The sequence below is a fragment of the Enterobacter adelaidei genome, from assembly GCF_041937165.1.
In the GTDB taxonomy this organism is placed as follows: domain Bacteria; phylum Pseudomonadota; class Gammaproteobacteria; order Enterobacterales; family Enterobacteriaceae; genus Enterobacter; species Enterobacter adelaidei.
This window is the reverse complement of the sequence record NZ_CP154353.1, coordinates 3,989,522-4,014,746: the sequence shown is the minus strand read 5'-3', so window position 1 is coordinate 4,014,746 and position 25,225 is coordinate 3,989,522. Positions and strand designations below refer to the sequence as shown.

25 protein-coding genes and 1 tRNA gene are annotated in these 25,225 nt (G+C 53.5%); 10 read left to right on the top strand and 16 right to left on the bottom strand.

What is annotated here, in order from left to right; genetic code table 11:
- The 3 genes from lsrB to lsrG are packed head-to-tail and all read left to right on the top strand — an operon-like array spanning position 1 to position 2,191.
- A complete protein-coding gene (lsrB, locus tag AAHF05_RS19490; protein ID WP_028017117.1) occupies positions 1-1,002 on the top strand; it encodes an autoinducer 2 ABC transporter substrate-binding protein LsrB in 1,002 nt (333 codons plus the stop codon).
- Between the two features lie 11 nt (positions 1,003-1,013).
- Positions 1,014-1,901: a 3-hydroxy-5-phosphonooxypentane-2,4-dione thiolase gene (gene lsrF, locus AAHF05_RS19485; RefSeq protein WP_028017118.1), complete on the top strand. Its 888-nt coding sequence runs from the start codon at positions 1,014-1,016 to the stop codon at positions 1,899-1,901.
- Entirely contained in the window at positions 1,898-2,191 is a 294-nt protein-coding gene (gene lsrG / locus AAHF05_RS19480; RefSeq protein WP_028017119.1) for a (4S)-4-hydroxy-5-phosphonooxypentane-2,3-dione isomerase, read from the top strand. Before lsrF ends, lsrG begins: the two co-directional genes overlap by 4 nt.
- 36 nt (positions 2,192-2,227) lie before the next feature.
- Here lsrG and ygjG read toward each other — a convergent pair whose 3' ends face one another.
- Complete coding sequence (gene ygjG, locus AAHF05_RS19475) at positions 2,228-3,607, bottom strand: putrescine aminotransferase (protein WP_167587185.1); 1,380 nt, start codon at positions 3,605-3,607, stop codon at positions 2,228-2,230.
- Between the two features lie 435 nt (positions 3,608-4,042).
- On the opposite strand from ygjG, the gene AAHF05_RS19470 reads away from it, so the two are divergent.
- Complete coding sequence (locus AAHF05_RS19470) at positions 4,043-5,563, top strand: PAS domain-containing methyl-accepting chemotaxis protein (RefSeq protein ID WP_129324155.1); 1,521 nt, start codon at positions 4,043-4,045, stop codon at positions 5,561-5,563.
- 336 nt (positions 5,564-5,899) lie between these two features.
- Positions 5,900-7,459, top strand: coding sequence for a methyl-accepting chemotaxis protein (locus tag AAHF05_RS19465; RefSeq protein ID WP_129324154.1), 1,560 nt, complete (start codon positions 5,900-5,902; stop codon positions 7,457-7,459).
- Here the strand turns inward: AAHF05_RS19465 and AAHF05_RS19460 are convergent.
- A complete protein-coding gene (locus AAHF05_RS19460; protein WP_049007650.1) occupies positions 7,456-7,950 on the bottom strand; it encodes a PadR family transcriptional regulator in 495 nt (164 codons plus the stop codon). The two genes, AAHF05_RS19465 and AAHF05_RS19460, sit on opposite strands and share 4 nt — an antisense overlap.
- Before the next feature lie 146 nt (positions 7,951-8,096).
- Here AAHF05_RS19460 and AAHF05_RS19455 point away from each other — a divergent pair, with 146 nt between their 5' ends.
- Positions 8,097-8,861: a siderophore-interacting protein gene (locus AAHF05_RS19455; protein WP_129324153.1), complete on the top strand. Its 765-nt coding sequence runs from the start codon at positions 8,097-8,099 to the stop codon at positions 8,859-8,861.
- On the opposite strand, the gene AAHF05_RS19450 is transcribed toward AAHF05_RS19455, so the two are convergent.
- Positions 8,862-10,031 carry a DNA repair protein gene (locus tag AAHF05_RS19450; protein WP_129324152.1) on the bottom strand — a complete coding sequence of 390 codons (1,170 nt, stop codon included), beginning with the start codon at positions 10,029-10,031 and terminating at the stop codon, positions 8,862-8,864.
- A gap of 363 nt (positions 10,032-10,394) precedes the next feature.
- Between AAHF05_RS19450 and AAHF05_RS19445 the strand changes: the two genes are divergently transcribed.
- Positions 10,395-11,078, top strand: a complete 684-nt coding sequence (locus AAHF05_RS19445) for an outer membrane protein (protein ID WP_129324151.1) — start codon at positions 10,395-10,397, stop codon at positions 11,076-11,078.
- Positions 11,079-11,484: 406 nt separating this feature from the next.
- Here AAHF05_RS19445 and AAHF05_RS19440 read toward each other — a convergent pair whose 3' ends face one another.
- The 3 genes from AAHF05_RS19440 to tssD are packed head-to-tail and all read right to left on the bottom strand — an operon-like array spanning position 11,485 to position 12,805.
- Positions 11,485-11,937 (bottom strand): hypothetical protein, encoded by a 453-nt coding sequence (locus AAHF05_RS19440; RefSeq protein ID WP_049007654.1) that lies wholly within the window; start codon positions 11,935-11,937, stop codon positions 11,485-11,487.
- A complete protein-coding gene (locus AAHF05_RS19435) occupies positions 11,934-12,302 on the bottom strand; it encodes a tlde1 domain-containing protein (protein ID WP_049007655.1) in 369 nt (122 codons plus the stop codon). Before AAHF05_RS19435 ends, AAHF05_RS19440 begins: the two co-directional genes overlap by 4 nt.
- An 11-nt stretch (positions 12,303-12,313) precedes the next feature.
- Positions 12,314-12,805, bottom strand: coding sequence for a type VI secretion system tube protein TssD (tssD, locus tag AAHF05_RS19430; protein ID WP_129324150.1), 492 nt, complete (start codon positions 12,803-12,805; stop codon positions 12,314-12,316).
- Positions 12,806-13,044: 239 nt separating this feature from the next.
- Here tssD and AAHF05_RS19425 point away from each other — a divergent pair, with 239 nt between their 5' ends.
- On the top strand, positions 13,045-13,413 hold the full coding sequence (locus AAHF05_RS19425; RefSeq protein ID WP_332614247.1) for a hypothetical protein: 369 nt from the start codon (positions 13,045-13,047) through the stop codon (positions 13,411-13,413).
- A 158-nt stretch (positions 13,414-13,571) separates the two neighbouring features.
- On the opposite strand, the gene AAHF05_RS19420 is transcribed toward AAHF05_RS19425, so the two are convergent.
- Positions 13,572-13,647, bottom strand: a tRNA-Ile gene (locus AAHF05_RS19420).
- A 124-nt stretch (positions 13,648-13,771) separates the two neighbouring features.
- Between AAHF05_RS19420 and mug the strand changes: the two genes are divergently transcribed.
- Positions 13,772-14,278, top strand: coding sequence for a G/U mismatch-specific DNA glycosylase (mug, locus tag AAHF05_RS19415; protein WP_049005081.1), 507 nt, complete (start codon positions 13,772-13,774; stop codon positions 14,276-14,278).
- Positions 14,279-14,308: 30 nt separating this feature from the next.
- Here the strand turns inward: mug and AAHF05_RS19410 are convergent, their stop codons facing one another.
- The 5 genes from AAHF05_RS19410 to rpsU form a co-directional block, all read right to left on the bottom strand.
- Positions 14,309-16,306, bottom strand: a complete 1,998-nt coding sequence (locus tag AAHF05_RS19410) for a TonB-dependent receptor domain-containing protein (protein WP_129324683.1) — start codon at positions 16,304-16,306, stop codon at positions 14,309-14,311.
- Positions 16,307-16,316: 10 nt separating this feature from the next.
- Positions 16,317-17,366, bottom strand: a complete 1,050-nt coding sequence (locus AAHF05_RS19405) for a YncE family protein (RefSeq protein ID WP_129324682.1) — start codon at positions 17,364-17,366, stop codon at positions 16,317-16,319.
- A gap of 161 nt (positions 17,367-17,527) precedes the next feature.
- Positions 17,528-19,375 carry an RNA polymerase sigma factor RpoD gene (gene rpoD, locus AAHF05_RS19400; protein WP_028017129.1) on the bottom strand — a complete coding sequence of 616 codons (1,848 nt, stop codon included), beginning with the start codon at positions 19,373-19,375 and terminating at the stop codon, positions 17,528-17,530.
- Positions 19,376-19,529: 154 nt separating this feature from the next.
- Positions 19,530-21,275 (bottom strand): DNA primase, encoded by a 1,746-nt coding sequence (gene dnaG / locus AAHF05_RS19395; protein ID WP_023294585.1) that lies wholly within the window; start codon positions 21,273-21,275, stop codon positions 19,530-19,532.
- A 115-nt stretch (positions 21,276-21,390) separates the two neighbouring features.
- Entirely contained in the window at positions 21,391-21,606 is a 216-nt protein-coding gene (gene rpsU, locus AAHF05_RS19390; protein ID WP_001144069.1) for a 30S ribosomal protein S21, read from the bottom strand.
- 236 nt (positions 21,607-21,842) lie between these two features.
- On the opposite strand from rpsU, the gene tsaD reads away from it, so the two are divergent.
- Positions 21,843-22,856 (top strand): tRNA (adenosine(37)-N6)-threonylcarbamoyltransferase complex transferase subunit TsaD, encoded by a 1,014-nt coding sequence (gene tsaD, locus AAHF05_RS19385; protein ID WP_028017130.1) that lies wholly within the window; start codon positions 21,843-21,845, stop codon positions 22,854-22,856.
- Between the two features lie 47 nt (positions 22,857-22,903).
- Here the strand turns inward: tsaD and ureG are convergent, their stop codons facing one another.
- The 4 genes from ureG to ureE are packed head-to-tail and all read right to left on the bottom strand — an operon-like array spanning position 22,904 to position 25,218.
- Complete coding sequence (ureG, locus tag AAHF05_RS19380) at positions 22,904-23,521, bottom strand: urease accessory protein UreG (RefSeq protein WP_129324681.1); 618 nt, start codon at positions 23,519-23,521, stop codon at positions 22,904-22,906.
- 9 nt (positions 23,522-23,530) lie between these two features.
- A complete protein-coding gene (locus AAHF05_RS19375) occupies positions 23,531-24,205 on the bottom strand; it encodes an urease accessory protein UreF (protein ID WP_049005077.1) in 675 nt (224 codons plus the stop codon).
- Entirely contained in the window at positions 24,205-24,744 is a 540-nt protein-coding gene (locus AAHF05_RS19370) for a HupE/UreJ family protein (protein ID WP_374936413.1), read from the bottom strand. Before AAHF05_RS19370 ends, AAHF05_RS19375 begins: the two co-directional genes overlap by 1 nt.
- A 9-nt stretch (positions 24,745-24,753) precedes the next feature.
- A complete protein-coding gene (gene ureE / locus AAHF05_RS19365) occupies positions 24,754-25,218 on the bottom strand; it encodes an urease accessory protein UreE (RefSeq protein ID WP_108090491.1) in 465 nt (154 codons plus the stop codon).
- Between the last annotated feature and the right edge of the window lie 7 nt (positions 25,219-25,225).

The following is a 25,225-nucleotide window of genomic DNA, read 5'->3' as shown; positions in this document are numbered from 1 at the left end:
ATGAAAACAAAACTGATAGTCCTGGCGATGGCCCTTAGCATCGCATCGGCGCAGGCGGCGGACCGCATTGCCTTTATCCCGAAACTGGTGGGCGTGGGTTTCTTCACCAGCGGCGGCAACGGTGCAAAAGAGGCGGGAAAAGATCTGGGTGTGGACGTCACCTACGATGGCCCGACCGAGCCAAGCGTCTCTGGCCAGGTGCAGCTCATCAATAACTTCGTTAACCAAGGCTATAACGCGATTATCGTCTCCGCCGTGTCACCGGATGGCCTTTGTCCGGCGCTGAAGCGCGCGATGCAGCGCGGCGTAAAAGTCCTGACCTGGGACTCCGACACCAAACCGGAGTGCCGCAGCATTTACATCAACCAGGGAACGCCGGAACAGCTTGGTGGCCTGCTGGTGGAGATGGCATCGAAGCAAGTGACGAAACCGAATGCCAAAGTGGCGTTCTTCTACTCCAGCCCTACCGTCACCGACCAGAACCAGTGGGTGAAAGAGGCGAAAGCCAAAATCGAGAAAGATCATCCTCAGTGGCAGATCGTCACCACACAGTTTGGCTATAACGATGCCACCAAATCCCTGCAAACCGCAGAGGGGATCTTAAAAGCGTATCCGGATCTGGATGCGATCATCGCCCCGGATGCCAACGCGTTGCCTGCGGCAGCGCAGGCGGCGGAAAACCTCAAGCGGGAGGGGGTGGCGATCGTTGGTTTTAGTACGCCGAACGTGATGCGTCCGTACGTTGAGCGCGGCACGGTGAAAGCCTTCGGTCTGTGGGATGTCGTGCAGCAAGGCAAAATTGCGGTCAATGTCGCCGATCGTTTGCTGAAAAAAGGCGATCTTAACGTTGGCGACAGCGTGGACGTAAAAAATATCGGGGCGCTGAAGGTCGAGCCGAACAGCGTGCAGGGCTACCAGTATGAAGCGAAGGGCAACGGCATTGTGCTGCTGCCGGAGCGTGTGGTGTTCACCAAAGAGAACATCAATAAATATGATTTCTGACGGGGGAGCAAATGGCTGATTTAGACGACATCAAAGACGGTAAAGATTTTGGCATTGGCACGCCACAGCAGAACGTGCCGTTCACCCTGAAAGGCTGCGGCTCGCTGGACTGGGGCATGCAGTCCAGGCTGGCGCGCATCTTCAACCCGAAAAGCAACCGCACGGTGATGCTGGCCTTTGATCACGGCTATTTCCAGGGGCCGACCACCGGTCTTGAGCGTATCGATCTTTCGATTGCCCCGCTGTTTGGTGAAACCGACGTGCTGATGTGCACCCGCGGTATCTTGCGGAGCACCGTACCTGCCGCGACGAACAAACCGGTGGTGCTGCGCGCCTCCGGCGGTAACTCGATTCTGGGTGAGCTCTCCAACGAGTGCGTGGCGGTAGCGATGGAAGACGCGCTGCGCCTGAACGTCTGCGCGGTGGCGGCGCAGGTATACATCGGCAGCGAGTTCGAGCATCAGTCGATCAACAACATCATCAAGCTTGTCGATGCGGGCGCGCGCTACGGCATGCCGACGCTGGCAGTGACGGGCGTGGGCAAGGAGATGGCGCGCGACGCACGCTATTTCTCGCTGGCCAGCCGCATTGCCGCAGAAATGGGGGCGCAGTTCGTCAAAACCTATTATGTGGACGAAGGCTTTGAAAAAGTGACCGCCAGCTGCCCGGTGCCGATCGTCATCGCCGGGGGCAAAAAACTGCCGGAGCACGAGGCGCTGGAGATGTGCTGGCGGGCTATCGACCAGGGCGCATCCGGTGTGGATATGGGACGCAATATCTTCCAGTCCAGCGCGCCGCTGGCGATGCTGAAAGCGGTGAAGAAAGTGGTTCACGAGAATATGAGCGCGCGGGATGCGTTCCAGTTCTGGCAGGAAGAGAAACAGGGAGAAGCAAAATGAACGTGACGTTAGTGGAGATCAACATCAAGCCTGAACGGGTGGACGAGTTTCTGGAAGTATTTCGCGCCAACCACGAAGGGGCGATCCAGGAGCCGGGGAACCTGCGTTTTGACGTATTACAGGATCCAAGGGTGAAAACCCGGTTCTTTATCTACGAAGCCTATAAAGACGAAGCGGCGGTGCTGGCGCACAAGAAAACGCCGCATTATCTGGCGTGCGTGGATAAGCTCGAGGAGTTGATGTCAGAGCCGCGCAAAAAACGCAGTTTTGTGGGTTTGTTACCGGAGTAAAAACGTTCCCCCTCCAGCGGGGAGGGGGAATTCAGATCACGCCTCTTCCACGCTCACCCGCAGCGCCGCCAGCGCTTTACGCGCCGCTTTCAGCACCTGCTCACACTGCTCAATGGTCAGCGTCAACGGTGGTTCAACACGGATTGTTTTCGAGTTGTTGAGCGTCCCGGCCACCAGTACCCGCTGGCGGAACATCTCGCTTGCGAAGCTATAACCGATTTCGTTATCAACAAACTCAATTGCCATCAGCATCCCTTTGCCGCGTGCGTCCTGAACCAGATCCGGGTATTCCCGTCCTAACTGGCGGAAGCCGTCCAGCAGCATGTCACCTTTCTGCTCCGCCTGAGCAGGCAGGTTTTGATCCAACAGCACGTTGATGGTCGCCAGCGCCGCTGCACAGGCCAGCGGATTACCGCCAAAGGTTGTGGTGTGCAGGAAGGGGTTATCGAACAGCACAGAGAATACTTCCTCGGTAGCAACCGTCGCGCCAATCGGCATCACGCCGCCGCCGAGCGCTTTCGCAAGACACAGAATATCCGGCTGAACGTTCTCGTGCTCGCAGGCAAACATCTTGCCGGTACGGCCCATCCCGGTCTGGACTTCATCGAGGATCAGTAGTGCGCCAAACTCATCGCACAGCTGACGCACGGCAGGCAGATAACCCTGCGGAGGGAGAATCACACCGCCTTCTCCCTGAATCGGCTCCAGGATCACCGCCGCCACGTCATCACCGGTTTTACGGCATTCGCTCAGCACGGTGCGCATAGCGTTAATGTCACCAAACGGCACGTGGCGGAAGCCCGGCAGCAGCGGCATAAACGGTTTACGGAAGGTGGATTTAGCGGTAGCAGACAGTGCACCCAAAGATTTACCGTGGAATGCGCCGCTGGTGGCGATAAAGGTGAATTTCCCGCGCGGCGACTGGTACGCTTTGGCGAGTTTAATCGCCGCTTCGACCGATTCCGTGCCGCTGTTGCTAAAGAAGCTGTACTTCAGTTTGCCGGGCGTTAAGGCCGCCAGCGTTTTCGCGAGCATGGCGCGAAGCGGGTCGAGCAGTTCCTGGCTATGGAGAGGTTGTTTCGCAAGTTGATTCTGTACGGCGGAAACCACAACTGGATTACGGTGCCCCACGTTGAAGATACCAAAACCACCAAGGCAATCGATAAACTCCTGTCCCTGGGTGTCGACAAGCGTGTTCAGACTCCCCGCTTGCCACTCTACGGCTCCGTAATCCCCGCCGGCGGTAACAGATTTGCGATACTCCAGAAAACCTGGATTGACGTGCTCTTTAAAGTAATCGATGACCTCTCGGTTAAGTTGTTTCATCTCCTCATGATCAAGCGTTCGCTTCTCAATGAGATTCAATGCGTGCGCGGTACAGGCAAGAGCCGAGGCGCTGGAAGGTAACCTGTTCAAAATGTGCTCCCGGGGATCGCGTATCACATGATACTGCGTTAAGTATTGCAGGGATTACGCCACTTCAGCTGACTTAACGAAAATCGGGATAAACGCCAGGTTAAAATTATGTTGCACAATATTTAATCATGCCGATACAACCGAAACGGGATTTCGCTATCCAGGGCAGCGAGCTTAAAAAGACGCGGGAAAAGGCAATCGCACCAAAGTGGGGCATTTGCTGCTACTTAAGTGGGCGTTAACACATCATGCTTTGCAGGTAATTTCTTTGCGAAAGTATTTGAAATCAATGAATTATAAAATCTCACAAAAAGTGCGGTTTAAGTGAAATCTGCGATCTCTATCAAGTTTAACAACTAAAGATAAATTGTTTACCGCCGAAAAAACATAAATCCACAAAATTAACATTCAAATAACCTGCAAGGGATGCTCACGATGTCTTCTCCAATCTATGTCAGCCAGAATGAATATCCTCTGGATGATGACACCACCTTAATGTCTACCACAGACATCCATAGCTACATTACACACGCTAACGACACGTTTGTGCAGGTGAGCGGTTATGAGCTCGACGCGCTGACGGGCCAGCCGCACAATATGGTGCGCCACCCGGATATGCCAAAGGCGGCATTTGCCGATATGTGGTACACCCTGCAACAGGGCGAGCCGTGGAGCGGGATTGTCAAAAACCGACGTAAAAACGGCGACCACTACTGGGTTCGTGCTAATGCAGTGCCGATGGTGCGTCACGGGCAGGTGACGGGCTATATGTCCATCCGCACCAGAGCCACGGAACAAGAGATTGCCACCGTGGAGCCTCTCTACCGGGCGCTGAATGACGGAAGCTGTAAGAAACGTATTCATAAAGGGCTGGTGGTACGTAAAGGCTGGTTGGGGAAACTCCCGGCAATGCCGCTGCGCTGGCGCGTTCGCAGCGTGATGGCGGTGCTTTTTGCTGTGCTTGCGGCCACGCTGGTCACGACTTCCGCAGGCTGGGTACCGCTCGCGGCGGCTGCGGGGGTGATGCTGCTGGGAACACTGATGTTTGAGCAGCAGATTGTCCGTCCGGTAGAAAATGTGGCACGTCAGGCGTTGAAAGTGGCGACCGGTGAGCGCAACAGCGTACAGCACCTGAACCGCAGCGACGAACTGGGGCTGACCTTGCGTGCGGTAGGACAACTGGGGCTGATGTGCCGCTGGTTAATCAATGATGTATCAAGCCAGGTGGTGAGCGTGCGCGATGGTAGCGACAAGCTTGCGCAGGGTAATGAAGATTTGAACGATCGTACGCGCCAGACCGTAGCGAATGTGCAGCAGACCGTCGCGACAATGAACCAGATGGCGGCTTCTGTTCAGAGTAACTCTGAAACCGCCGCAGAAGTAGACAAACTCTCCGTGGCCGCAAGCAGTGCGGCAACGAAGGGGGGGAATGCGATGCAGACCGTGGTGAAAACCATGGATGATATCGCCGACAGCACGCAGCGCATTGGTTCGATTACCTCCTTGATTAATGACATCGCTTTCCAGACCAATATTCTGGCGCTCAACGCGGCGGTTGAAGCAGCAAGGGCGGGTGAACAGGGCAAAGGTTTTGCTGTGGTCGCTGGCGAAGTTCGCCATCTCGCCAGCCGCAGCGCCAGTGCGGCTAATGATATTCGTAAGCTCATTGATGCCAGCGCCAGCAAGGTGCAGTCCGGCTCTGAACAGGTTCACGCCGCAGGCCGTACAATGGATGACATCGTTGAGCAGGTGAAAAACGTGACCCAGCTGATTGCTCAGATTAGCCACGCGACCTCCGAGCAGGCAACTGGATTGTCTGAGTTAACCCGTGCCGTGGCAGAGCTGGACAGCATCACGCAGAAAAACGCCGACCTGGTCGAGGAAAGCGCGCACATTTCCGCCATGGTGAAACACCGCGCCGGACGTCTTAAGGATGCGGTGACGGTTCTCCATTGAGTGAGTCATGTTCCAGTAAAGCCGTTTATTCCTTACGGAATAAACGGCTTTACTATTTGAGGTTGTAATTATTAATGTGTTTTATTGTTAATTTAATATTAAGTAACTAAAGAAATTACTTCAGTTATTTATTCCTGCCTAAGCCAATTTTCCACGATGCTATTTTGAAAAAGCCTCATCCGATGGTTGAGTAACGATCGATGGGGCATTATTAATAGCCTCTACCTATCTATTGTGTTGGTTATGAAATAAAAAAACGATCAAAGTCATAAAGTTAGCGAATTCGTTACCGATAACAGCGATCGTCTGAGAAATAATCACATCGATGGAGAAAATATGTTCTTAAATGACGTAAAGATCGGCACGAAATTATTTCTGGCATTTGGGCTATTAATTGTCCTGATGGTGGTGAGTGCGAGTTTGTCCTTGCTGAGTCTGAACCGGGCCAATAACGGGATGCAATCTATCATTACCAGTGACTATCCTACGACGGTAAAAGCGAACCAGTTAATCGACAACTTCCAGGAATTTATTGGCACTCAGCAGCTCATGTTGCTGGATGAACAGGGGACCTATACGGCGCAATCGCAACAGCATCTGAAGGAGATCAGTGGGAAAATCACCGTGATCCTGGGGGAGTTGAACAACGCGCTGCATGATGCAAAATCACAGCAGGCACTGGCGGATATCCGCGGTGTGCGTCAGCAGTATCTGGACTCGCGTTACCGTATTTTACAGGCAGTGCAGAATAACGATCGCGCGGGTGCTATCAGGGAGATGATGACCACGACCCTTAACCTGCAGCAGGAGTACAAAGCGAAGGTGCAGGCGCTGATTGCCATTCAGAACAACGAAATGCAGTACGCAGGTGCGCAGGTTGAGGGGGATTTCAGAACCAACCGCCTGCTGCTGATCCTGATTACCCTTTTCAGCGTGGCGGCAGGCAGCCTGATTGGCTGGTTTATTGTACGCTCGATTACCCGTCCTCTGGGCCAGGCCGTGACTTTTGCTGAAGCCATCGCCGAGGGTGACCTGACCGGCAGTATCACGCCGCACGGCAAAGACGAAACGGGTCAACTGCTGCATGCGCTGATGGAGATGAAAACACGCCTGATGGACATTGTGCAGCAGGTGCAAACCGGCTCAGAGAATATCTCCAGCGCTGCCGCGCAGATTGTCGCCGGTAACCAGGATCTGGCCGCGCGCACGGAAGAGCAGGCAAGCTCTGTTGAACAGACCGCCGCTTCCATGGAGCAGATCACCGCTACGGTGAAAAACACCGCGTCGCATACCGGTGAGGCGACCACCCTCTCAGCAGATGCCGCCACGGTGGTTAAAAACAACGGTGAGATGATGAAGCAGGTGACCAGCAAAATGCGCCTGATTAACGAGACCTCGAACCGGATGTCCGACATTATCGACCTGATCGACGCCATTGCTTTCCAGACCAACATCCTGGCGTTGAACGCGGCAGTGGAAGCGGCACGTGCGGGTGAGCATGGCCGTGGCTTTGCGGTTGTGGCGGGCGAGGTGCGTCAGCTTGCTCAGAAAAGCGCATCGTCTGCCAGTGAAATTCGCGAGCTGATTGAGAGCTCCACCAGCCAGACCCAGGACGGGATGAACCTGGTTGAAAAAGCGAGTGGGCTGATCAACGGGATGGTCGGCAACGTGGAAGAGATGGACGTTATTCTGCGTGAGATCCGCCAGGCCAGCCATGAGCAGACGGAGGGGATCTCGCAGATTAATAGTGCGATTGGCCTGATTGATGCCACCACCCAGCAAAACTCTGCGCTGGTGGAGGAGTCTGTCGCGGCGGCGGCATCCCTTAACGAACAGGCGATGCACCTGAAAGAGCTGGTACGCATCTTCCGCGTGAGCGAGCGCGCACCGGCTTAATCCAGCTGGGAGATCTCCAGCGCTGCGCGGTCGATTACGCCGATGATCTGCTTAAGCTGCGCATCGCTGAGCTCTCCCTGATTGACCTTCAGATCTAAAACCGCTTTGAAGTTATCCAGCGCCCGCTTCATCTGCGGGTTTTTTCGTAACTGGAAACCGACGGAACGCGCTTTGATACGCGCCTGTATGTGCGTCAGCTGTTCCTGATTTTCATCCAGCCACTGCTGACCCGCCACGGTAATCGTAATGCTCTTACGGCCGTTTTCTTCTTCCTTAATGAGGATAAAGGCCTGATCCTGTAGATAATCCAGAGTCGGGTAGATTACGCCCGGGCTTGGGGTGTAATTCCCCTGAGTCATGTTTTCGATCTCTTTGATCAGCTCGTAGCCGTGGCTCGCATTGCGCGTCAGGATATCCAGAATCACCAGACGCAGATCGCCGTGGCCAAAAAAGCGCGGTCGACGTCCGCCGCCATCGTGTTCGTGTCGCATACTGTGTCCTTCTTTTTGATATATCTAAACTATATCTAAGATATATTCAGATGCAATCTAAAAGATCTTGCATTCTTGTTGATTAGCAATCATTATCATTTAAAATTGATTTAGATATATCGTATTCACCTGAGAAGGGTCTAAAAATGACATCTACCCGTTACCCACAGCGTGTTCGTAATGACCTGCGTTTTCGCGAGCTGACGGTGCTCCGCGCTGAGCGCGTTAGCGCGGGTTTCCAGCGCATTGTTTTAGGCGGCGAGGCGCTGGAGGGCTTTAGCTCCCGCGGCTTTGATGACCACACCAAAGTCTTTTTCCCGGCGCCAGGGACGACGTTTGTGCCTCCGGTAGTCACCGATGACGGCATCGACTGGGGTGACGGCGTACGTCCTCAGACGCGCGACTATACGCCGCTGTACGACGCGGTAAATCATGAGCTGGTGCTCGATTTCTTCGTTCATGACGGTGGTATTGCCAGCCACTGGGCGGTCGAGGCGAAGGCGGGTGATAAGCTGACGATCGGCGGTCCACGCGGTTCGCTGGTGGTACATGAAGATTATGCCTGGCAGCTGTATGTCTGCGATGAGTCCGGCATGCCCGCACTGCGCCGCCGTTTAGAAGGCATCGCAAAACTGCCTGTTCGCCCGGGCGTTCATGCAGTGGTGACGGTTGGGGATGAATCTTATAAGGATTATCTGGCACACCTGAGCATGTTCGACATCACCTGGATTGTTGGCCATAGCGAGCAGGCGGTGGCGGACCATCTGGCGACGCTAACCGTTCCGGCGGAAGATTACTTTATCTGGCTGACCGGTGAAGGGAAGGTGGTGAAAAGCCTGAGCCGCCAGTTTGAAACCGAAACGATTGATCCGCAGCTGGTGCGTGCCAGCGCTTACTGGCACGCTAAATAATCAGGCTGCGGAATCCAGTTGCGCTTCGCTCACCTGATGTTCGAGCGAGGCGCGAACTTCGTGCAGCGCTTTCTCCTGCTGAGCGAAGTAGGCTTCCATATTGCTCAACGACGACACCAGAAGCCAGGACTCTTCTTTCTCCAGCTCCGCCAGCTCGTTCACTAAAATGTCGATTTGCTCGCGGACCTGCGCCATTTTTTTGCGGATACGTTCCAGATCGTTCAGCCTGTCGCTGGCCATCAGCGGCTCGAATCCTTGCTGCAGACGCGCCACCAGAGAGCGTATGGCTTTGACGTCGCCACGCTGTTTGGCCTGGTTGAGCTGCACCATCATCGCGTTGGCTTCTTCTTTCAGGTCGTCGGCCACCAGGTCTGGGTGGCAAAGCTTGCTCGCCTGGCGCCAGAGGCGCTTCAGTTCGTTCTGATCTTCTTCCGAGAGATCCTTGCCTTTACGCAGACGCACTTCGGCATCGTGGTGCTGCTCGCGGTATTTCTCGTACTCTTCGTTGGCTTCGTCGCGCGCCTGGCGCGCGGGCTCTTCTTCGCGCGTTAAGCCGCTTTCAAGCTCCAGCGCTTCGGCCAGCAGGTTGGCAATCAGGTTACTTTGCTGCTGCAAATGTTTGCGTGCTTCAGCGGCTTGCACGGAATCGGCAGGCAGATCGCGCCAGCGCTGGGTGAGCGTTGCCAGCACTTCTACAGCCTGAGCCATATACTGCTGGCAGCGACGGTAATCTTCCTCGCGGCGACGCGCTTCCGCCTGCTGACGACGCAGGTTCAGCTCCGCCAGCGTTTTGCGCAGGGCGAGGATCTGCTGCATCAGCGGGCCGAGGCGGGAGAAATAAAGATCGTTGAACTCATCCAGCTGCTGCACCCGCGCATTGCGGCGATCTATAAGATCGCGCAGACGCTCCTCCAGCGCCTTCAGCTCCAGCTTGCTGGCGGCCACCTGCGGATCGCGCCATTGGGTCACTGCGCGCTGGCCCTGCAGCCAGGCGGTAATGGCCGCCATGGCCGCAGTGTAGTTCTTCTGCTCAAGCGCCACGACGATTTCCTGTAGCTCATCGTCAAACGCTTCATTTTTCAGGCGTGTCAGCTGGCTCTGGATGATGTCGTCATCTTCCAGTTCAATGGCATTTTTAATGATTTCTAGCCGTTTGATCGGTGTGCTCATGATGCCTTTCGCTTTGGCGCTTAAGTATTTGAGTTAAGGTTAGTTGTTGTAAAAGCTACAGGAAATAATACACACGGATGATGATCGGCGCGATGGGGGATTTCTTTAGATTTGCAGTTTGTGAAGGAGGGGGGAAGTGAGAGGCTTCGCGCGGTCCGTTGAAAGTCCTACATCTTAATTCATTGAAATTACTACTCATTGTTAAAAAACGAGACCAGTCCCTACGTAAAATTACCAGGTAAAACCCGTAATCACCCGAATAGTTTGCCCGTGCCGGGCCATTTACTATCCCCTCACTGACTGTTTTCCTGACCACGGCGGACGACTGTTCGACGTGCGGAATATTTTTTCAACGGAGTAGAGATGAATATGAAAGCTATTTTGGCCGCCCTGCCGATCGCGATGATTCCGGCTACCGTTCTGGCAGCAAATACCGAAGAAGGGTATTACGGTTCCGCAAAATACCTCCAGGTCGAACAACGAGCGAAAGAGATGGATACCAGCGCGCGTCCTGGGGTAGGGCAGTTTGTGGGCGGTAAAGAGAAAGAGCACTTCGGCGGCGCGGCGATTGCTGCGGGCTATCAGTTTGGTAATGGCTGGCGTACCGAGGGCGAATATACGTTCAGGCAAAAGGCCGAATACACCAGCGGCTCCAGTACCTTTGCCAACAGCTATAACCACCTGAAAACCGAAACTGAGCGCCTGATGGTCAATGTTTATCGTGATTATGAGCTGGGTTATGGCGTTTCCCTGTACGGTACGGCAGGTTTGGGCGTAAGCAAGATTAAAGCCAACGGCTGGCAGGGTAACTCGAGCCGCGAATATGCCTCTACCACGCAAAACAACCTGACCTATGCCTTAGGGGCTGGCGTGAGCTATACGCCGCTTGAACGCCTGTATGTCGACCTGGGCTACCGTTATATTGATATGGGCAAGATCGAAAGTGGGTATAACAACTTCACTAACGCGCGTGGTTTAAAAGACGAGCAGATGAAAGCGCACATCGTCTCTAATGAATTTACCCTTGGCATGCGTTATGTCTTTTAACCTGTTGTGACTGTCACTGCTTTAAAACAGGCCAACACCGTGGGAATGCGGGGTTGGCTTTTTTGTGGTTTGTTGACACCGCAGCGCTCTCTGCTTTGTCCATTTCTTTAACAGAAGTACAGTCATTTGCATAAGCGCCGTGAGATATCTGCCTAACCCAGGCGGATGACTGGGTTAGGCATCAGTGAAACCTCTATGGCGCGTGTGGTGAAGGTTGATGCGGAGCAGAGGGAGCAGGTCAATGAAAGAATCGTTCCCTACTTAGATTTTGCGTTTTTATAAATATCTTCATTTTTATTTATGAGTAAACCTATAAAATTAGTTTGCCCGCCACAGCGTAATGCGGGCTTTTTTATGTGAAGTCTTGCTGATGCACGAAGAACTGAGCATGTACCGGCGAACAGAATTATTTCTCTTTCTGCATCACTTCTTCCCAAACGCCCTCAAGATTCCAGAGGCATTGCGCGCCGCTGGGTTCATCGAGAAGCGCAAGCCGCGTGTCATTGTAATATTTCTCTGCTGCCTTCCCCGCACTTGCCACCTTTTGCACGCAGACAATATCAGTGCCGATCATCTCTGGGTATGAGCCTGTGTCCAGCTTGTGCAGGATGGATAAAACGCCTTTGGTGTTTATCGGCAGCGCGGTAGCCAGGGCATCCTCCAGTTGGTCTGCCTGTTCGCGGTTGGCCTTTGATGCAAGAGCTGGTACAGCATTAAGCCATGCCGGTTCTCCTGTTGCGACTTTCTGCGCCACGTACTGCCAGTCTGAAGCTGTTAATTTGCTATTGGCTACGGTATCAGGTGAGGGCATTGCAAAAGCGACGGTAGGTATCATTAGAATCACCATTAACCATTTCATCGAACAACCTCAAGTTCAGAGCCATGGTCTTTGCTCACCAGCAGGCGTGTGGATGGATACATGATGATGCAACCTTCCGAAGCGAATCCTGGTATGCCGTGAGCTTTCTCTCCATGCATACGAAAAGTTTTCATATCACGGTTATACGAATTACCACTGATATGACTCAGGGTGATGGTGAGCGGTCCTTTGCTCGTTCCTGTACTTCCTATCTTCCACATACCACGAGGAATTGGACCCATGCCGCGTACATGCTCACGATCTGGATTGTTTTTGTTGGTCAGTGCGCCAGAATAGCCTGTTTCAATTAATTTGCCGTTGCGAAACAGTTCGCCGGTGCTTTGCTTATAAAGCCATTTAGCCATGAGTGATCTCCTTATGCTGTTTTACGTTCTTTCCAGCTATCGGCGTGCCGGATATTGCCATCGACATAGTTCCACGTGATTTTTTCGTAACGCAGGCCTACATGCTCTATATGCCCGTGTTTTTCGAAGTCGGGATCTTTGGTATCAAACATAACTGGCACAATGTGGCACACCTTCACGTTTTCCAGCACAACATTGAAATATTCTTCTTCCATGCCGTTATGGTTGATGCGGTAGTATTTGAATTCGGCTTTTACCAGCGTGCGACCGGTTGTCAGTGCGCGATACAAAAGCGGGGATGATGGGTCGATTTCTTTTTCAAAAGTATATGCTTCATGCTGGCGTGTTCCGGTAACGGCTCCGGTCATATCGTCTGTGGGAATAAACACGTCGTGCTGCATACCCACCAGCTCTATACTTCCCTCTCGTCCATTAACATCAACACCGCCTTTCAGTAGCTTTCCTTCCTCTTCGTAAAGCCATAGATAAACTGGTATTGCCATTGCTATATATCCTCATGTGTTTATGAATTTAAGTAACCATACTTCGAATAAGGTTTTTAATTTGTAATAATTGGTTTTAACCGATTAACCGCTATTCAGATGATTTATGATTAGCTGATATTCATTCGTAAATCACAGGTAATGCGCTGGCTGGGAGCTGCCTATGAATAGAGAAAGCCAGTGCCACGGCAATAGGTCTAACTTTTAGCAGTCCACGTAAGGGGGGAAAAATTGCACAGATGGCACATGTTCATCTTCTGAAAATACGGGTTTATTTGTCACATCATTCCTACTTCACAATATTAGAAAATAGTAATATTGATCAGTTTAAAAAGAATTTGGAAGAAATCAGCAATACTAATCAACTTCGTTTTGATGAGTTTTTTAAAACTGAATTTCTTTCTGAGTATACATCATTCACGTTCTTAGATGATATGTTCGAAAAATCAGGCTTTAAAGTCGAAGCAGCAGATGACTCAAAGGCGATTCCCGATCAGGAATGGGAAGATTTTATTATTGCTAATACTTCCTTTGAACGCTGGGAAGATATGCAAAAAGCAGCGGCCGTGGCAGTGTTGAGTAAACGGATGCATTTAGGGTTGAAGTGATAAATCTTGCAGTTAAGTCCCTCTGAGTATCAGGGGGATTTTTTTATTGGGGGGCTAAAGTTAACAGTGAGGGGACAAAAAGGGGGGCATCACACAATGCTGGAACAAAAAAGCCACTCTTGTGAGTGGCTTAATTATATGATTTTAAAGCTAAAATTTGGTGGCCCCTGCTGGACTTGAACCAGCGACCAAGCGATTATGAGTCGCCTGCTCTAACCACTGAGCTAAGGGGCCGTGGCGGTGAATTATAAAGTAACTCCCCTCAGCAATCCAGCCATTCACACCTGCCTGCTGTTTTTATAAACAACGCATAATCAATCCTTTATACTTCCATAACGATGTATCAGTGGGAGTAACGATGATCAACGACATTCTGGCCCCTGGGCTGCGGGTGGTGTTCTGCGGAATTAACCCGGGCAAGTCCTCGGCACACACCGGTTTTCACTTCGCCCATCCGGGGAATCGCTTCTGGAAGGTTATCCATCAGGCGGGGTTTACTGACCGGTTGCTCAAGCCTGAAGAAGAGCAACACCTTCTGGATACACGCTGCGGGATCACCATGCTGGTCGAGCGTCCTACGGTGCAGGCAACGGAGGTCAACCTGCATGAGCTGCGTAGCGGTGGTCGGGAGCTGATTAAGAAAATAGATGATTATCAGCCGGCTGCTCTGGCAATCCTCGGTAAGCAGGCCTACGAGCAGGCGTTCAGCCAGCGTGGAACGAAGTGGGGCAAGCAGAGCATCATGATTGGCGTTACGCAGGTGTGGGTGTTGCCGAACCCGAGCGGGTTGAACAGAGCGACACTGGACAAACTGGTTGAAGCGTATCGTGAACTCGATGAGGCACTGGTCGTACGGGGGTTGTAACTGCCGGAGCGCCACGCTCCGGCATTACCCTTAAAACTCGAATCGAGCACCCATGTTATAGCGGCGTCCTTCTAGGATGGAAGACTGGTTATAGGTCGTTTTGTATATCGGGTTCACGTCGAACAGGTTATAGATACCTGTCATTAGCATGATGTTTTTGTTGAGATGGTAACGTAACCCTAAGTCGACCAGCGCATAGGCCTCTGTTGAGGTTGATTTACCGGTGTTTGGCGTATTGCTGCGCCAGCTGGCTTTGGTCCACAGCTCAAGGTCATTTAACGCATTCCATGTCAGTGACAGGTTGGCCATACTGCTCGGGAATTCGTTCAGTGCTTCTCCCTTGTATTGGCCACTTTTTTGCTCACTGTGGGTGTACGTATAGTTTGCGTTAGCCTTCAGCGCTGGCGTGACCTGCCAGTCGCCGTTTAGCTCCAGACCATAGATTTCCGCATCGCTGACGTTGAAATACTGAGAAACCTCTTCTGCTTCGTACCCGTTGTAGACACATTTCTGTGTGGCCGTTGCGGTACAGATGGTGTAGTCGCTGATCTTGTCTTTGAATTTGGTGAAGAATACGGTGGCATCCAGCGCCAGTGCATCCTGCTGCCAGTAAACGCCCACTTCGGTGTTGACGCTCTGCTCCGGCTTCAGGTCATCGTTACCGATCCCGATATACGAATAAGGATAGGAGCCATAGACGCTGGTAAAACCTTCGTTATTTTCACGCAGGTCTGGTTTTTTATACCCCGCAGAGATGCCGCCTTTCAGCGCCCAGCTTTCATCGATCGTCCAGTTACCGTAGAGTTTCGGCGTCACGTGGTAGCCAAAGTAGCTGTCGTGATCGAGACGCGCTGAGGTGGTGAGGGTGAAATCTGGCACCATCATCCAGGCATCTTCGGCAAACATGGCCCAGCCGTTGCGGCTGATTTCGCTGACCGGTGTGACCCCTGGAACCTCTTTGTCTGCAATACCGAACGTATCGTCCAGCTCATTACGCGTAAAGTTGATCCCCAGTGTTAACTTGTGATCGCCAAGCGAAAAGGTGTTCGCACTGTTGGCCTCATAGTTACGCTGCTTGATGAACTGCGAACTCATGCCCGGTATCCGGTATTCAGTTTTGGCGTTCTCGTAGCTGACGAAGTTCTTCACTTCCAGCAGATCGTCGCCGTACCAGGCGTGCTGGGAAAGTGATGCGGCATCGCGATCAAAATCCCACTGCCAGGCTTTATCGTTATGTGATTTGACCTGATGCCCTTTGACGACGTTTAAATCCCACAGTTGGGTATCGGTTGGCGACATATTGATGGTCGCGTCCAGGTTGCCAGCCTGGTGCTTCACAAAGCGTTCATCTTTCTGGCTGTCGTCATCGCGACGGTCCAGATAATCCGCAGCCACGCTCACGCCGAGTTTTCCCGGAATAATCGGGCCCATCAAAAAGGCATTGGTCTGGTTGGTGTTGCCGTACTCGCTTTTCTCCTGCAGGAAGTAGTTATCTTCCAGCACGCCCTTCCAGGTATCCAGGTTGTACGCTTTTTTGGTGATGACGTTGACCACACCGCCAATAGAGTCAGATCCGTACAGGGAGGACATGGGCCCACGGATCACCTCTATACGCTCAATGGCGGCAAGTGGTGGTAAAAACGCCGCTTCGGTGCCGATGTGGTGCCCATAAGGACGGGACTCACGGGTTCCTTGCTTGATGCCATTGACCATATATGAGGTATAGGTCGAGTCCATCCCACGCATCTGTACGTCACCCGTAGCAAGGCTTCCGTTACCGTTGCCCACTAATACACCGGGCATTTCACGAAGGGCTTCAGTGACGTTCTGGTTAGAACGGGTGTTGAGTTCTTTTTCGCCTACGACAGAGATGGTCGCAGGCGCTTCGCGGCGTTCCTGTGCGAAACCGGTGGCGGTCACCACCAGTTGATCTTCATTAACAGGGGCGGTTTCTTCAGCGAAAACGGCCGCAGGAAGGCTGGTGAGGGCGAGCGAAATCGCCAGCGCCGAACGTGTCTGGTTAATCACATCGCAATCCTCAGAATTGGGTTAAATCGAGTTTGAGTACGTAGTCGGCCTGGGAAGATTTTTCATCCTGCTTTACGCTGACGAAGAGCGTTTTGTTATCAGGAGAAAGCACCATGCTATTCGGCATCGCTGCTGTTTTGATGGTGTGTTTCAGGCCGTAAGTATTGGCATCGATAACGCTAATCTGGCGGGCATTGCGATGGGTGACATACACTTCGTTGCGCGCAGGATTGTAGACGGCAGCAATGGCGTTAGGGGTTGGAGCCCGGTGGAGGATCTTGCCAGAATCAAGCTGGACAACCAGCACGTCGACGGTGTTGCTATCGGTGATGAAACCAACCCCTTTGTCGGTATTCAGGGCGATGTTCAGGAAGTAGTGCTTAGGTTCGGTTGGGTCAACTGCCACACGGGAAAGAACCTGAGAGGTTTTGCCATCCAGAGTAACCAGTTCACCTTTGCCAGTAACGGCATAGACTTTATCACCCGCTTCATCGACCGCAAAGCCGACCGGATCCATCCCTTTAAGGGCGTGCAGAAGCGTCTGGTTTCGCGTATCGACAACCCACAGAATCCCTTTGCCTTCACTGGCAATCCCTGAGACATAGACGCGCTGATGCTTTTTATCGAGCACAACTTCGCGGACATGGGCGTTATTTTCCGTATTCGCGAGCTGTAGGGTTTTGACTTCTTTGTTGGTGCGGGTATCCAGCAGAGTCACTGAGCCATCCAGTGCGTTGCCTGACCAGAGAATATGATTGGGTTCATCCAGTGCAACCGCAAAAGAACGACGATTGGTGACGATCCGTTCGTGAATCTTCAGCGAATCGGTTGAAAGCAGGAAAATTTCCCCAGCAGTTTTATCTTTGTCGAAAGAGGGGGCAGAAGCGGCATAGATCGCCTGTTGTCCGGCGTCATAAGCCAGTTCGTAAACTCCATGACCCAGTGCCCTGGAAGCAAACTGCTCCTCAGAGAAATCCTTAGCAAAAGTGGAGCCCGTATGAAGAACCACAGAAATAGCGAACGCGCAGAGGGACCGATTTTTTAATATTTTGAAATTCATGTAATTTTTCTTTACAGTGATTTACGAAAAGAAAAATGATAATGAAAATAAATATCATTTACAATTGCGTGTATGGGCGATTTACCCTACCAATTTTTGCACTCCACGGAAAAAACCAAAAAAAAAGCTCCCCGGAGGGAGCTTTTCAATTTCAGGACTAATTAGTCGTCCAGGAAGCTACGCAGTACTTCAGAGCGGCTTGGATGGCGCAGTTTACGCAGCGCCTTCGCTTCGATCTGACGGATACGTTCGCGGGTAACGTCAAACTGTTTACCCACTTCTTCCAGCGTGTGGTCGGTGTTCATGTCGATACCGAAACGCATACGCAGAACTTTTGCTTCACGGGCAGTCAGGCCAGCCAGAACGTCGTGCGTCGCGGCACGCAGGCTCTCGGTGGTGGCAGAGTCCAGCGGCAGCTCGAGGGTGGTATCCTCGATGAAATCACCCAGATGCGAATCTTCATCGTCGCCGATTGGCGTTTCCATGGAGATTGGCTCTTTGGCGATCTTCAGCACTTTACGGATTTTGTCTTCTGGCATCAGCATGCGCTCAGCCAGCTCTTCCGGCGTCGGTTCGCGACCCATTTCCTGCAGCATCTGGCGAGAAATACGGTTGAGCTTGTTGATGGTCTCAATCATATGCACCGGAATACGGATGGTGCGCGCCTGATCCGCGATAGAGCGGGTGATCGCCTGACGGATCCACCAGGTTGCATAGGTGGAGAACTTGTAGCCACGACGGTATTCAAACTTATCTACCGCTTTCATCAGACCGATGTTGCCTTCCTGAATCAGATCCAGGAACTGCAGACCACGGTTGGTGTATTTCTTAGCGATAGAGATAACCAGACGCAAGTTCGCTTCAACCATCTCTTTCTTCGCACGGCGGGCTTTCGCTTCACCAATGGACATACGACGGTTGATGTCTTTAACCTGTTCGATGGTCAGGCCGGTCTCTTCTTCGATCTGTTGCAGCTTCTGCAGGCCACGATGCACATCGTCCTTCACGTCGTGCAGTTTTTCAGACCACGGCTTGTTCATCGCGATAGCTGCGTTGAACCAGGTTTCGCTGGTTTCGTTGCCGGTGAAGAGGGTGATGAAGTTCTTCTTCGGCATTTTGCACTGCTCAACGCACAGCTTCATGATGATGCGTTCCTGGGTACGTACGCGATCCATCATCACGCGCATGCTGTTCACCAGGTAGTCGAACTGTTTTGGCACCAGGCGGAACTGTTTGAACACTTCAGACAGTTTCAGGATCTCTTCCTGAGCGGCGGCATGGCTGCGGCCTTTCGCTTTGATGGTGTCACGCGTCACTTCGTACTGGGTACGCAGTTCGGCAAACTTCTCACGCGCCAGTTCAGGGTCGATGCTGTTGTCATCATCGCTGCTGTCGTCGTCGCCGTCTTCCTCATCTTCGTCTTCGTCATCATCCATCTCTTCCTGAGACAGTTCAGAACCGACGTGAGTGGCGGTGGGTGCCATATCTTCTTCGGCGTTCGGGTCGACAAAACCGGTGATCAGATCCGACAGGCGCGCTTCTTCAGCTTCAACGCGATCGTACTGCTCCAGCAGATAGGTGATCGCTTCCGGGTATTCGGCAACAGAGCACTGAACCTGGTTGATCCCGTCTTCGATGCGTTTTGCGATGTCAATTTCGCCTTCGCGGGTCAACAGTTCAACGGTACCCATTTCGCGCATGTACATGCGGACCGGGTCAGTGGTACGCCCGATTTCAGATTCCACGCTGGACAGTACCTGTGCAGCAGCTTCTTCCGCATCTTCATCAGTGTTGTTGGAGGTTTCAGCCAGCAACAGATCATCGGCATCCGGTGCTTCTTCCATCACCTGAATGCCCATGTCATTGATCATTTGGATGATGTCTTCGATTTGATCTGAATCGACGATATCTTCCGGCAGATGGTCATTGACCTCGGCATAGGTCAGATAGCCTTGCTCCTTACCGCGTTGGACAAGAAGTTTCAGCTGTGACTGCGGGTTTTGCTCCATAAGACGGTATCCACACTTAATTCGTTTGATTGGTGTCGGCGATGGGGCTGCCAACCTTTAAAGCGAGGGCGTACTTATATTTTTGCCGCTGCCTCTCAGTGCGGCTGCCGGGGGCTTCCCGATCGATATTCGGCACTTAAGCCGTTAAGTTCTTTTATTTCTTCGCCAGTTCCTGGTTAATCATCCAGAGTTCCCGGCGTTCTTCGCTGCTCAAACCGTGCGTGCGCTCGCGAGCAATCAACTCTTCCTGGCGCAGCTCAAGCATCGAATCAAACATATGGTTGAGTGAGTCGGTGAACGTTTTTTCTGCAATATCCTTATCTGCTATATCGTCCCACATCGACAGTTTTTCAAGGGTTGCGGCCTCTTTTGTGCCGCGATAATGTTCTAAAAGTTGTCCGGTGGTCAGACCTGGTTGCGACAAACAAGTGTTGACCAATTCTGAAAATAAGCCAAGTCCGGGCAATTTTTCGTGGTTCAAACCCGCCAGCGACGGCACTTGCGGAGCAAGTTCGGGGTTTTGCACCAGTAACCCTATCAGTATACGCATGGTTGTGCGTTTTAGCTGAGGCGCGGGGCGAACCGCACCATTTTCAGCCTGTTTTGGCATTAAACGTTCAAGCTGGCTGTCATCCAGAATGCCAAGCTTGTTGCCTAACTCCTGACGCAGATAGATACGCAGCGTTTCGCCCGGCACCTGGCTGATTAACGGCAGTGCCAGCGTACTGAGCTGCGCGCGCCCGTCAGGGGTACTCAAATCCACCTGCGGCATCAGGCTGTTAAACAAAAACGTGGAGAGTGGCTGAGCCTGCTCCATCCGCGCTTCAAACGCCGCTTTGCCCTCTTTACGCACCAGCGTATCCGGGTCTTCACCGTCGGGCAGGAACATAAAGCGCAATTGACGCCCGTCGGTCATGTAAGGAAGTGCCGTTTCCAGCGCGCGCCAGGCTGCATCCCGTCCTGCGCGGTCACCGTCGTAACAGCAGATGACATTGTTGGTCACCCTGAACAGCAACTGAATATGATCGGCCGTGGTGGACGTCCCTAACGATGCAACGGCGTAGTTAATGTCGTACTGCGCCAGTGCAACGACGTCCATATAGCCTTCGACGACCAGAAGACGCGGAGGTTCCGCATTATCTTGCTGCGCCTCATAAAGGCCATACAGCTGACGGCCTTTATGGAAAATATCGGTTTCCGGGGAGTTGAGGTATTTCGGCAGGGCATCACCCAATACGCGACCACCAAAACCTATTACCCGTCCACGCTTGTCGCGGATCGGGAACATCACCCGTTCGCGGAAGCGGTCGTAGCTTCGTCCCTGGTCATTGGTGACCAGCATGCCTGCATCGATGAGGGATTTACGATCTTCGCTATTGCCGCCAAAACGCTTTAACACGTTATCCCAGCCGGGCGGGGCGTAACCAATAGCGAAACGCGCAATGACATCGTCGCTCAGTCCGCGCTTGTTCAGATACTGACGCGCAGGCTCAGCCGCAGAGTGCTTAAGAGACTGTTGGTAAAACGAATTCAGGCCATCCATCAGCTGATACAGCGTTTGCCGTTGATGGCGCTCTATCTGGCTTGGCCCACTGCCTGCTTCATACGGCACTTCAAGGTTATGCATTGCCGCCAGTTCTTCGACGGTTTCAACGAACTCGAGCTTGTCGTAGTTCATTAAAAAATCAACGGCGTTACCGTGAGCACCACAGCCGAAGCAATGGTAAAACTGCTTTTCACCGTTTACGGTGAAGGAGGGGGTTTTTTCGTTATGGAACGGACAGCACGCATGGTAGTTCTTGCCCTGCTTTTTCAGCTTTACCCGCGCGTCGATGAGATCGACGATGTCGGTTCTGGCGAGCAGGTCATTGATGAAAACGCGTGGGATTCTTCCGGCCATATGCCCCAAAAATTTAAGCGACTTATAAACGAAAACAAGCCGCGCATTCCTTCCGGAAGCACGGCCTTACGACTATTACTCTGTCTGTCAATTGAGGGCTGAGGCCCTCAACCAATTAGTACAGACGAGTACGGCGTGCGTTTTCGCGAGCCAGTTTCTTCGCGTGACGTTTCACTGCAGAAGCTTTAGCGCGCTTACGTTCGGTCGTTGGTTTTTCATAGAACTCACGACGACGAACTTCAGCCAGAACACCTGCTTTCTCGCATGAACGTTTGAAGCGACGCAGTGCTACGTCGAACGGCTCGTTTTCACGTACTTTAATTACCGGCATGTAACTCTCACCTTTAATAAATTCGGTTTGCCGCTGGCATCAACGCCAGCTTATTTCAAAATGGTGCGGAATTTTACTGCAAATGCTGCTGCTTTGTAAAGCACCGATGCGATTTTGAAAGGGACTTTAATAAGGGTGAGGAGTATACACGAGCCTTCTTCCTGGGGCGAACAAAGTTTTACATCAACCCGCCCAGGCTCTACACTGCGCGGTATTGAAACGAGGTAAAACAAGTCATGCGTGTACTGGGTATTGAAACATCCTGCGATGAAACCGGCATCGCCATTTACGACGACGAGAAAGGGCTTCTGGCCAACCAACTGTATAGTCAGGTGAAATTGCACGCTGACTACGGCGGCGTCGTGCCAGAACTGGCCTCTCGTGACCACGTGCGTAAAACGGTTCCCCTGATTCAGGCGGCACTGAAAGAGGCCGGGTTGAGTTCAACAGATATTGATGCCGTAGCGTATACCGCAGGCCCGGGTCTGGTCGGTGCCCTGCTGGTGGGTGCAACGGTTGGGCGTTCGCTGGCCTTTGCATGGGATGTTCCGGCCATTCCGGTTCACCATATGGAAGGGCATCTGCTGGCACCGATGCTGGAAGATAACCCACCTGAGTTTCCGTTTGTGGCACTGCTGGTTTCTGGCGGCCATACCCAGCTGATTAGCGTGACGGGCATTGGCAAGTATGAGCTGCTGGGCGAGTCCATCGACGATGCCGCCGGTGAAGCGTTCGACAAAACCGCCAAGCTGCTGGGGCTGGATTATCCTGGTGGCCCGATGCTGTCCAAAATGGCGTCGCAGGGAACGGAAGGGCGCTTTGTCTTCCCGCGCCCGATGACCGACCGTCCAGGGCTGGATTTCAGCTTCTCCGGCCTCAAAACCTTCGCGGCCAATACCATTCGTAATAACGATGATAGCGAGCAGACCCGCGCCGATATCGCCCGCGCGTTCGAAGATGCGGTAGTCGATACGCTGATGATCAAGTGCAAACGCGCGCTGGATCAGACCGGCTTTAAGCGTCTGGTGATGGCAGGCGGCGTCAGCGCCAACCGTACGCTGCGTGCGAAGCTCGCAGAGATGATGCAAAAGCGTCGTGGGGAAGTGTTCTACGCGCGTCCGGAATTTTGTACCGACAACGGGGCGATGATTGCCTACGCCGGGATGGTACGTCTGAACGCCGGTGCAACGTCCGATCTGAGCGTCTCCGTGCGTCCTCGCTGGCCGCTGGCGGAGCTTCCGGAGGCGTAACCCCCTCAGTCTAACCCTCTCCCCACAGGGGAGAGGGAAATTTACGACTACACCCGCAACATCCCTTTCTCTTCTAAAAAACCAATAATCGTCGCCAGACCGTCTCCCGCCTTCAGGTTGGTAAAGGTCCACGGACGCTCGCCGCGCATGCGGTTGGTGTCACGCTCCATCACCTCCAGCGAGGCGCCAACGTATGGTGCGAGGTCGGTTTTGTTGATCACCAGGAAATCGGATTTGGTGATCCCTGGCCCGCCCTTGCGCGGGATCTTCTCCCCCTCGGCCACGTCGATCACGTAGATCGTCAGATCCGCCAGTTCGGGACTGAAGGTCGCACTCAGGTTATCGCCGCCGCTTTCCACGAAGATCAGGTCCAGATTACCGAATTTCTCGCTTAATGCTTCTACAGCGGCCAGGTTCATCGAGGCATCTTCACGGATGGCGGTATGCGGGCAGCCTCCCGTCTCCACGCCCACGATGCGTTCCGGCGCCAGCGCGCCCGCTTCGGTCAGGATGCGCTGATCCTCTTTGGTGTAGATATCGTTCGTCACCACCGCCAGGTGATAGGTGTCGCGCATCGCTTTACACAGCGCTTCCAGCAGCGCAGTTTTGCCCGACCCTACCGGGCCGCCGACGCCCACGCGCAGGGGATGTTTGTAATCAGCCATATTGACTCCTCAGGAACGGAATAGTCGTGAATATTGTGTTTCGTGGCGCGCAGAGGCGATAGCGGACAGCGGTGTCGCCGCGCCTATCTCGTCATCACTGCGCAAAAATGCCTGTTCAAGCCCGTCGGCAAAATGGTTGCTCAGGTCGATAATCAGCTGCTGCGCGGCCTGTTGCCCAAACGGCACCAGCTTCACGCCTGCCATGACCGCGCTCTCTATCCAGCTGTAGCCGAGACTCAGAGCCAGCTCGCGCACGCCGATGCCCCAGCGCACGCCGAGCCACGCCATGCCGCAGAGCTGGCTTTGCGTAAACAGCGGCAGCCATTCGGGCGAGCAGTCCGGCTCCCAGCTTTTGATGAGGCGCGTAAAGGCCGCTCCGCGATTGCGCTCCTCTTCACGGAGTTCGCGCGTTTCCCGGCAGGCGAGCAGATACGCTGTCCAGCGTTTGGCTGTAACGAGATCCTGTTGCTCACAGGCCTGATACAGGCGGATAAACAGCGGCAGATCGACGCAGAAAAAACTCTGCTCCATCTGTTGCGTCTGCCAGCGTTTGAAGGCATCGGTACTCGTGACCCAACCGGCTTCAACAGCCCATTCCAGCCCCTGTGACCAGGTAAATGACCCGACCGGCAGGCTGCTGCTGGAAAGCTGCATCAGGCGCAGCCACTGGCGGGCGTGCTCCATTAGCTCATCAACGCCAGCAGGGCGGAGACAATCAGTCCGCCGCCGAAGGTTTTACGCAGCCCATCGTGACGGCGCAGCAGCAACCCTGCGGCAAAACTGGCGCACAGTACGGTGGTGCTGGCAAACATGAACCCGCTGGTGAACAGCCAGAAGCTGTGGCCGGACATCTCCACACCGTGCGCCCAGCCGTGGAACATCGCCAGGGCAGGGACTGCCAGCAGCAGACGGTTTTCGGTTTTAAACATCATCACGCCGCAGACCGCCAGCGAGGCGATAATCAGCATCTCCATGCCGCTAAAGCCACCAAGCAGACTGCCCGCAATGGCGCCGACAAGCATCATGCCGAGGGTGGCAAAGGGCAGTATCAACTTGCGGCCGCTCAGGGCGGAGAGCACGCCTGCACCTGTCAGCATCAGCAGATGATCGAGGCCGGTCAGCGGGTGGAAAAATCCGGCATGGAAGCTGTCGGCTCCGTGTCCCGGATGTGCCAGCGCAGGCAGGGAAAAGGCCAGCAGTAACAGGGGTAAGTACTTGCGCATGATTAATCCTTAATGTGAATGAGCGTGAGAGTGGCTATGACTATGAGCCTCGCTGGTGTAGGCCCCTGCTTCGGGTTCAAATGGCAGGCTGGCAAACGTCACCTCAAGCCCGAACTGGCGCAGCATATCGTCGAGAACATGATCGTGGTGATAGCGCAGCTCGCCGGGCATGATTTGCAGCGGCACGTGACGGTTGCCCAGGTGATAGCAGGCGCGGGCGAGCAGGAACGGATCGGCGCAGCGCACCACAGAGACGGACTCCGCGGCAGCGATCACTTCAATCACCTCACTACCGTCGTCGGTGGTCAGCAGGTCTCCGCCGCGCAGCAGCAAGCCGCGCGGCAGCATTAGCCCGGCTTCGCGCCCGTCGTTCAGCGCCACGCGGGCGCGGCTTTTCACCCGCACGTCAATCGGCAGCGTGACGCTGGAGGTTACGGGATGGGCATGGTCCAGGCGTTGGGTTAAATAGATCATCATCACT

Coding starts and splice junctions, on each gene's coding strand:
- AAHF05_RS19425 (WP_332614247.1), top strand. CDS start 13,045: ATGGCACATGTTCATCTTCTGAAAATACGGGTTTATTTGTCACATCAT.
- dnaG (WP_023294585.1), bottom strand. CDS start 21,275: ATGGCCGGAAGAATCCCACGCGTTTTCATCAATGACCTGCTCGCCAGA.
- lsrF (WP_028017118.1), top strand. CDS start 1,014: ATGGCTGATTTAGACGACATCAAAGACGGTAAAGATTTTGGCATTGGC.
- AAHF05_RS19375 (WP_049005077.1), bottom strand. CDS start 24,205: ATGGAGCACGCCCGCCAGTGGCTGCGCCTGATGCAGCTTTCCAGCAGC.
- AAHF05_RS19450 (WP_129324152.1), bottom strand. CDS start 10,031: ATGAGCACACCGATCAAACGGCTAGAAATCATTAAAAATGCCATTGAA.
- AAHF05_RS19470 (WP_129324155.1), top strand. CDS start 4,043: ATGTCTTCTCCAATCTATGTCAGCCAGAATGAATATCCTCTGGATGAT.
- AAHF05_RS19445 (WP_129324151.1), top strand. CDS start 10,395: ATGAATATGAAAGCTATTTTGGCCGCCCTGCCGATCGCGATGATTCCG.
- AAHF05_RS19460 (WP_049007650.1), bottom strand. CDS start 7,950: ATGCGACACGAACACGATGGCGGCGGACGTCGACCGCGCTTTTTTGGC.
- AAHF05_RS19455 (WP_129324153.1), top strand. CDS start 8,097: ATGACATCTACCCGTTACCCACAGCGTGTTCGTAATGACCTGCGTTTT.
- ureE (WP_108090491.1), bottom strand. CDS start 25,218: ATGATCTATTTAACCCAACGCCTGGACCATGCCCATCCCGTAACCTCC.
- lsrB (WP_028017117.1), top strand. CDS start 1: ATGAAAACAAAACTGATAGTCCTGGCGATGGCCCTTAGCATCGCATCG.
- AAHF05_RS19440 (WP_049007654.1), bottom strand. CDS start 11,937: ATGAAATGGTTAATGGTGATTCTAATGATACCTACCGTCGCTTTTGCA.
- tssD (WP_129324150.1), bottom strand. CDS start 12,805: ATGGCAATACCAGTTTATCTATGGCTTTACGAAGAGGAAGGAAAGCTA.
- ureG (WP_129324681.1), bottom strand. CDS start 23,521: ATGGCTGATTACAAACATCCCCTGCGCGTGGGCGTCGGCGGCCCGGTA.
- AAHF05_RS19435 (WP_049007655.1), bottom strand. CDS start 12,302: ATGGCTAAATGGCTTTATAAGCAAAGCACCGGCGAACTGTTTCGCAAC.
- lsrG (WP_028017119.1), top strand. CDS start 1,898: ATGAACGTGACGTTAGTGGAGATCAACATCAAGCCTGAACGGGTGGAC.
- AAHF05_RS19405 (WP_129324682.1), bottom strand. CDS start 17,366: ATGAATTTCAAAATATTAAAAAATCGGTCCCTCTGCGCGTTCGCTATT.
- AAHF05_RS19465 (WP_129324154.1), top strand. CDS start 5,900: ATGTTCTTAAATGACGTAAAGATCGGCACGAAATTATTTCTGGCATTT.
- rpsU (WP_001144069.1), bottom strand. CDS start 21,606: ATGCCGGTAATTAAAGTACGTGAAAACGAGCCGTTCGACGTAGCACTG.
- rpoD (WP_028017129.1), bottom strand. CDS start 19,375: ATGGAGCAAAACCCGCAGTCACAGCTGAAACTTCTTGTCCAACGCGGT.
- mug (WP_049005081.1), top strand. CDS start 13,772: ATGATCAACGACATTCTGGCCCCTGGGCTGCGGGTGGTGTTCTGCGGA.
- tsaD (WP_028017130.1), top strand. CDS start 21,843: ATGCGTGTACTGGGTATTGAAACATCCTGCGATGAAACCGGCATCGCC.
- AAHF05_RS19370 (WP_374936413.1), bottom strand. CDS start 24,744: ATGCGCAAGTACTTACCCCTGTTACTGCTGGCCTTTTCCCTGCCTGCG.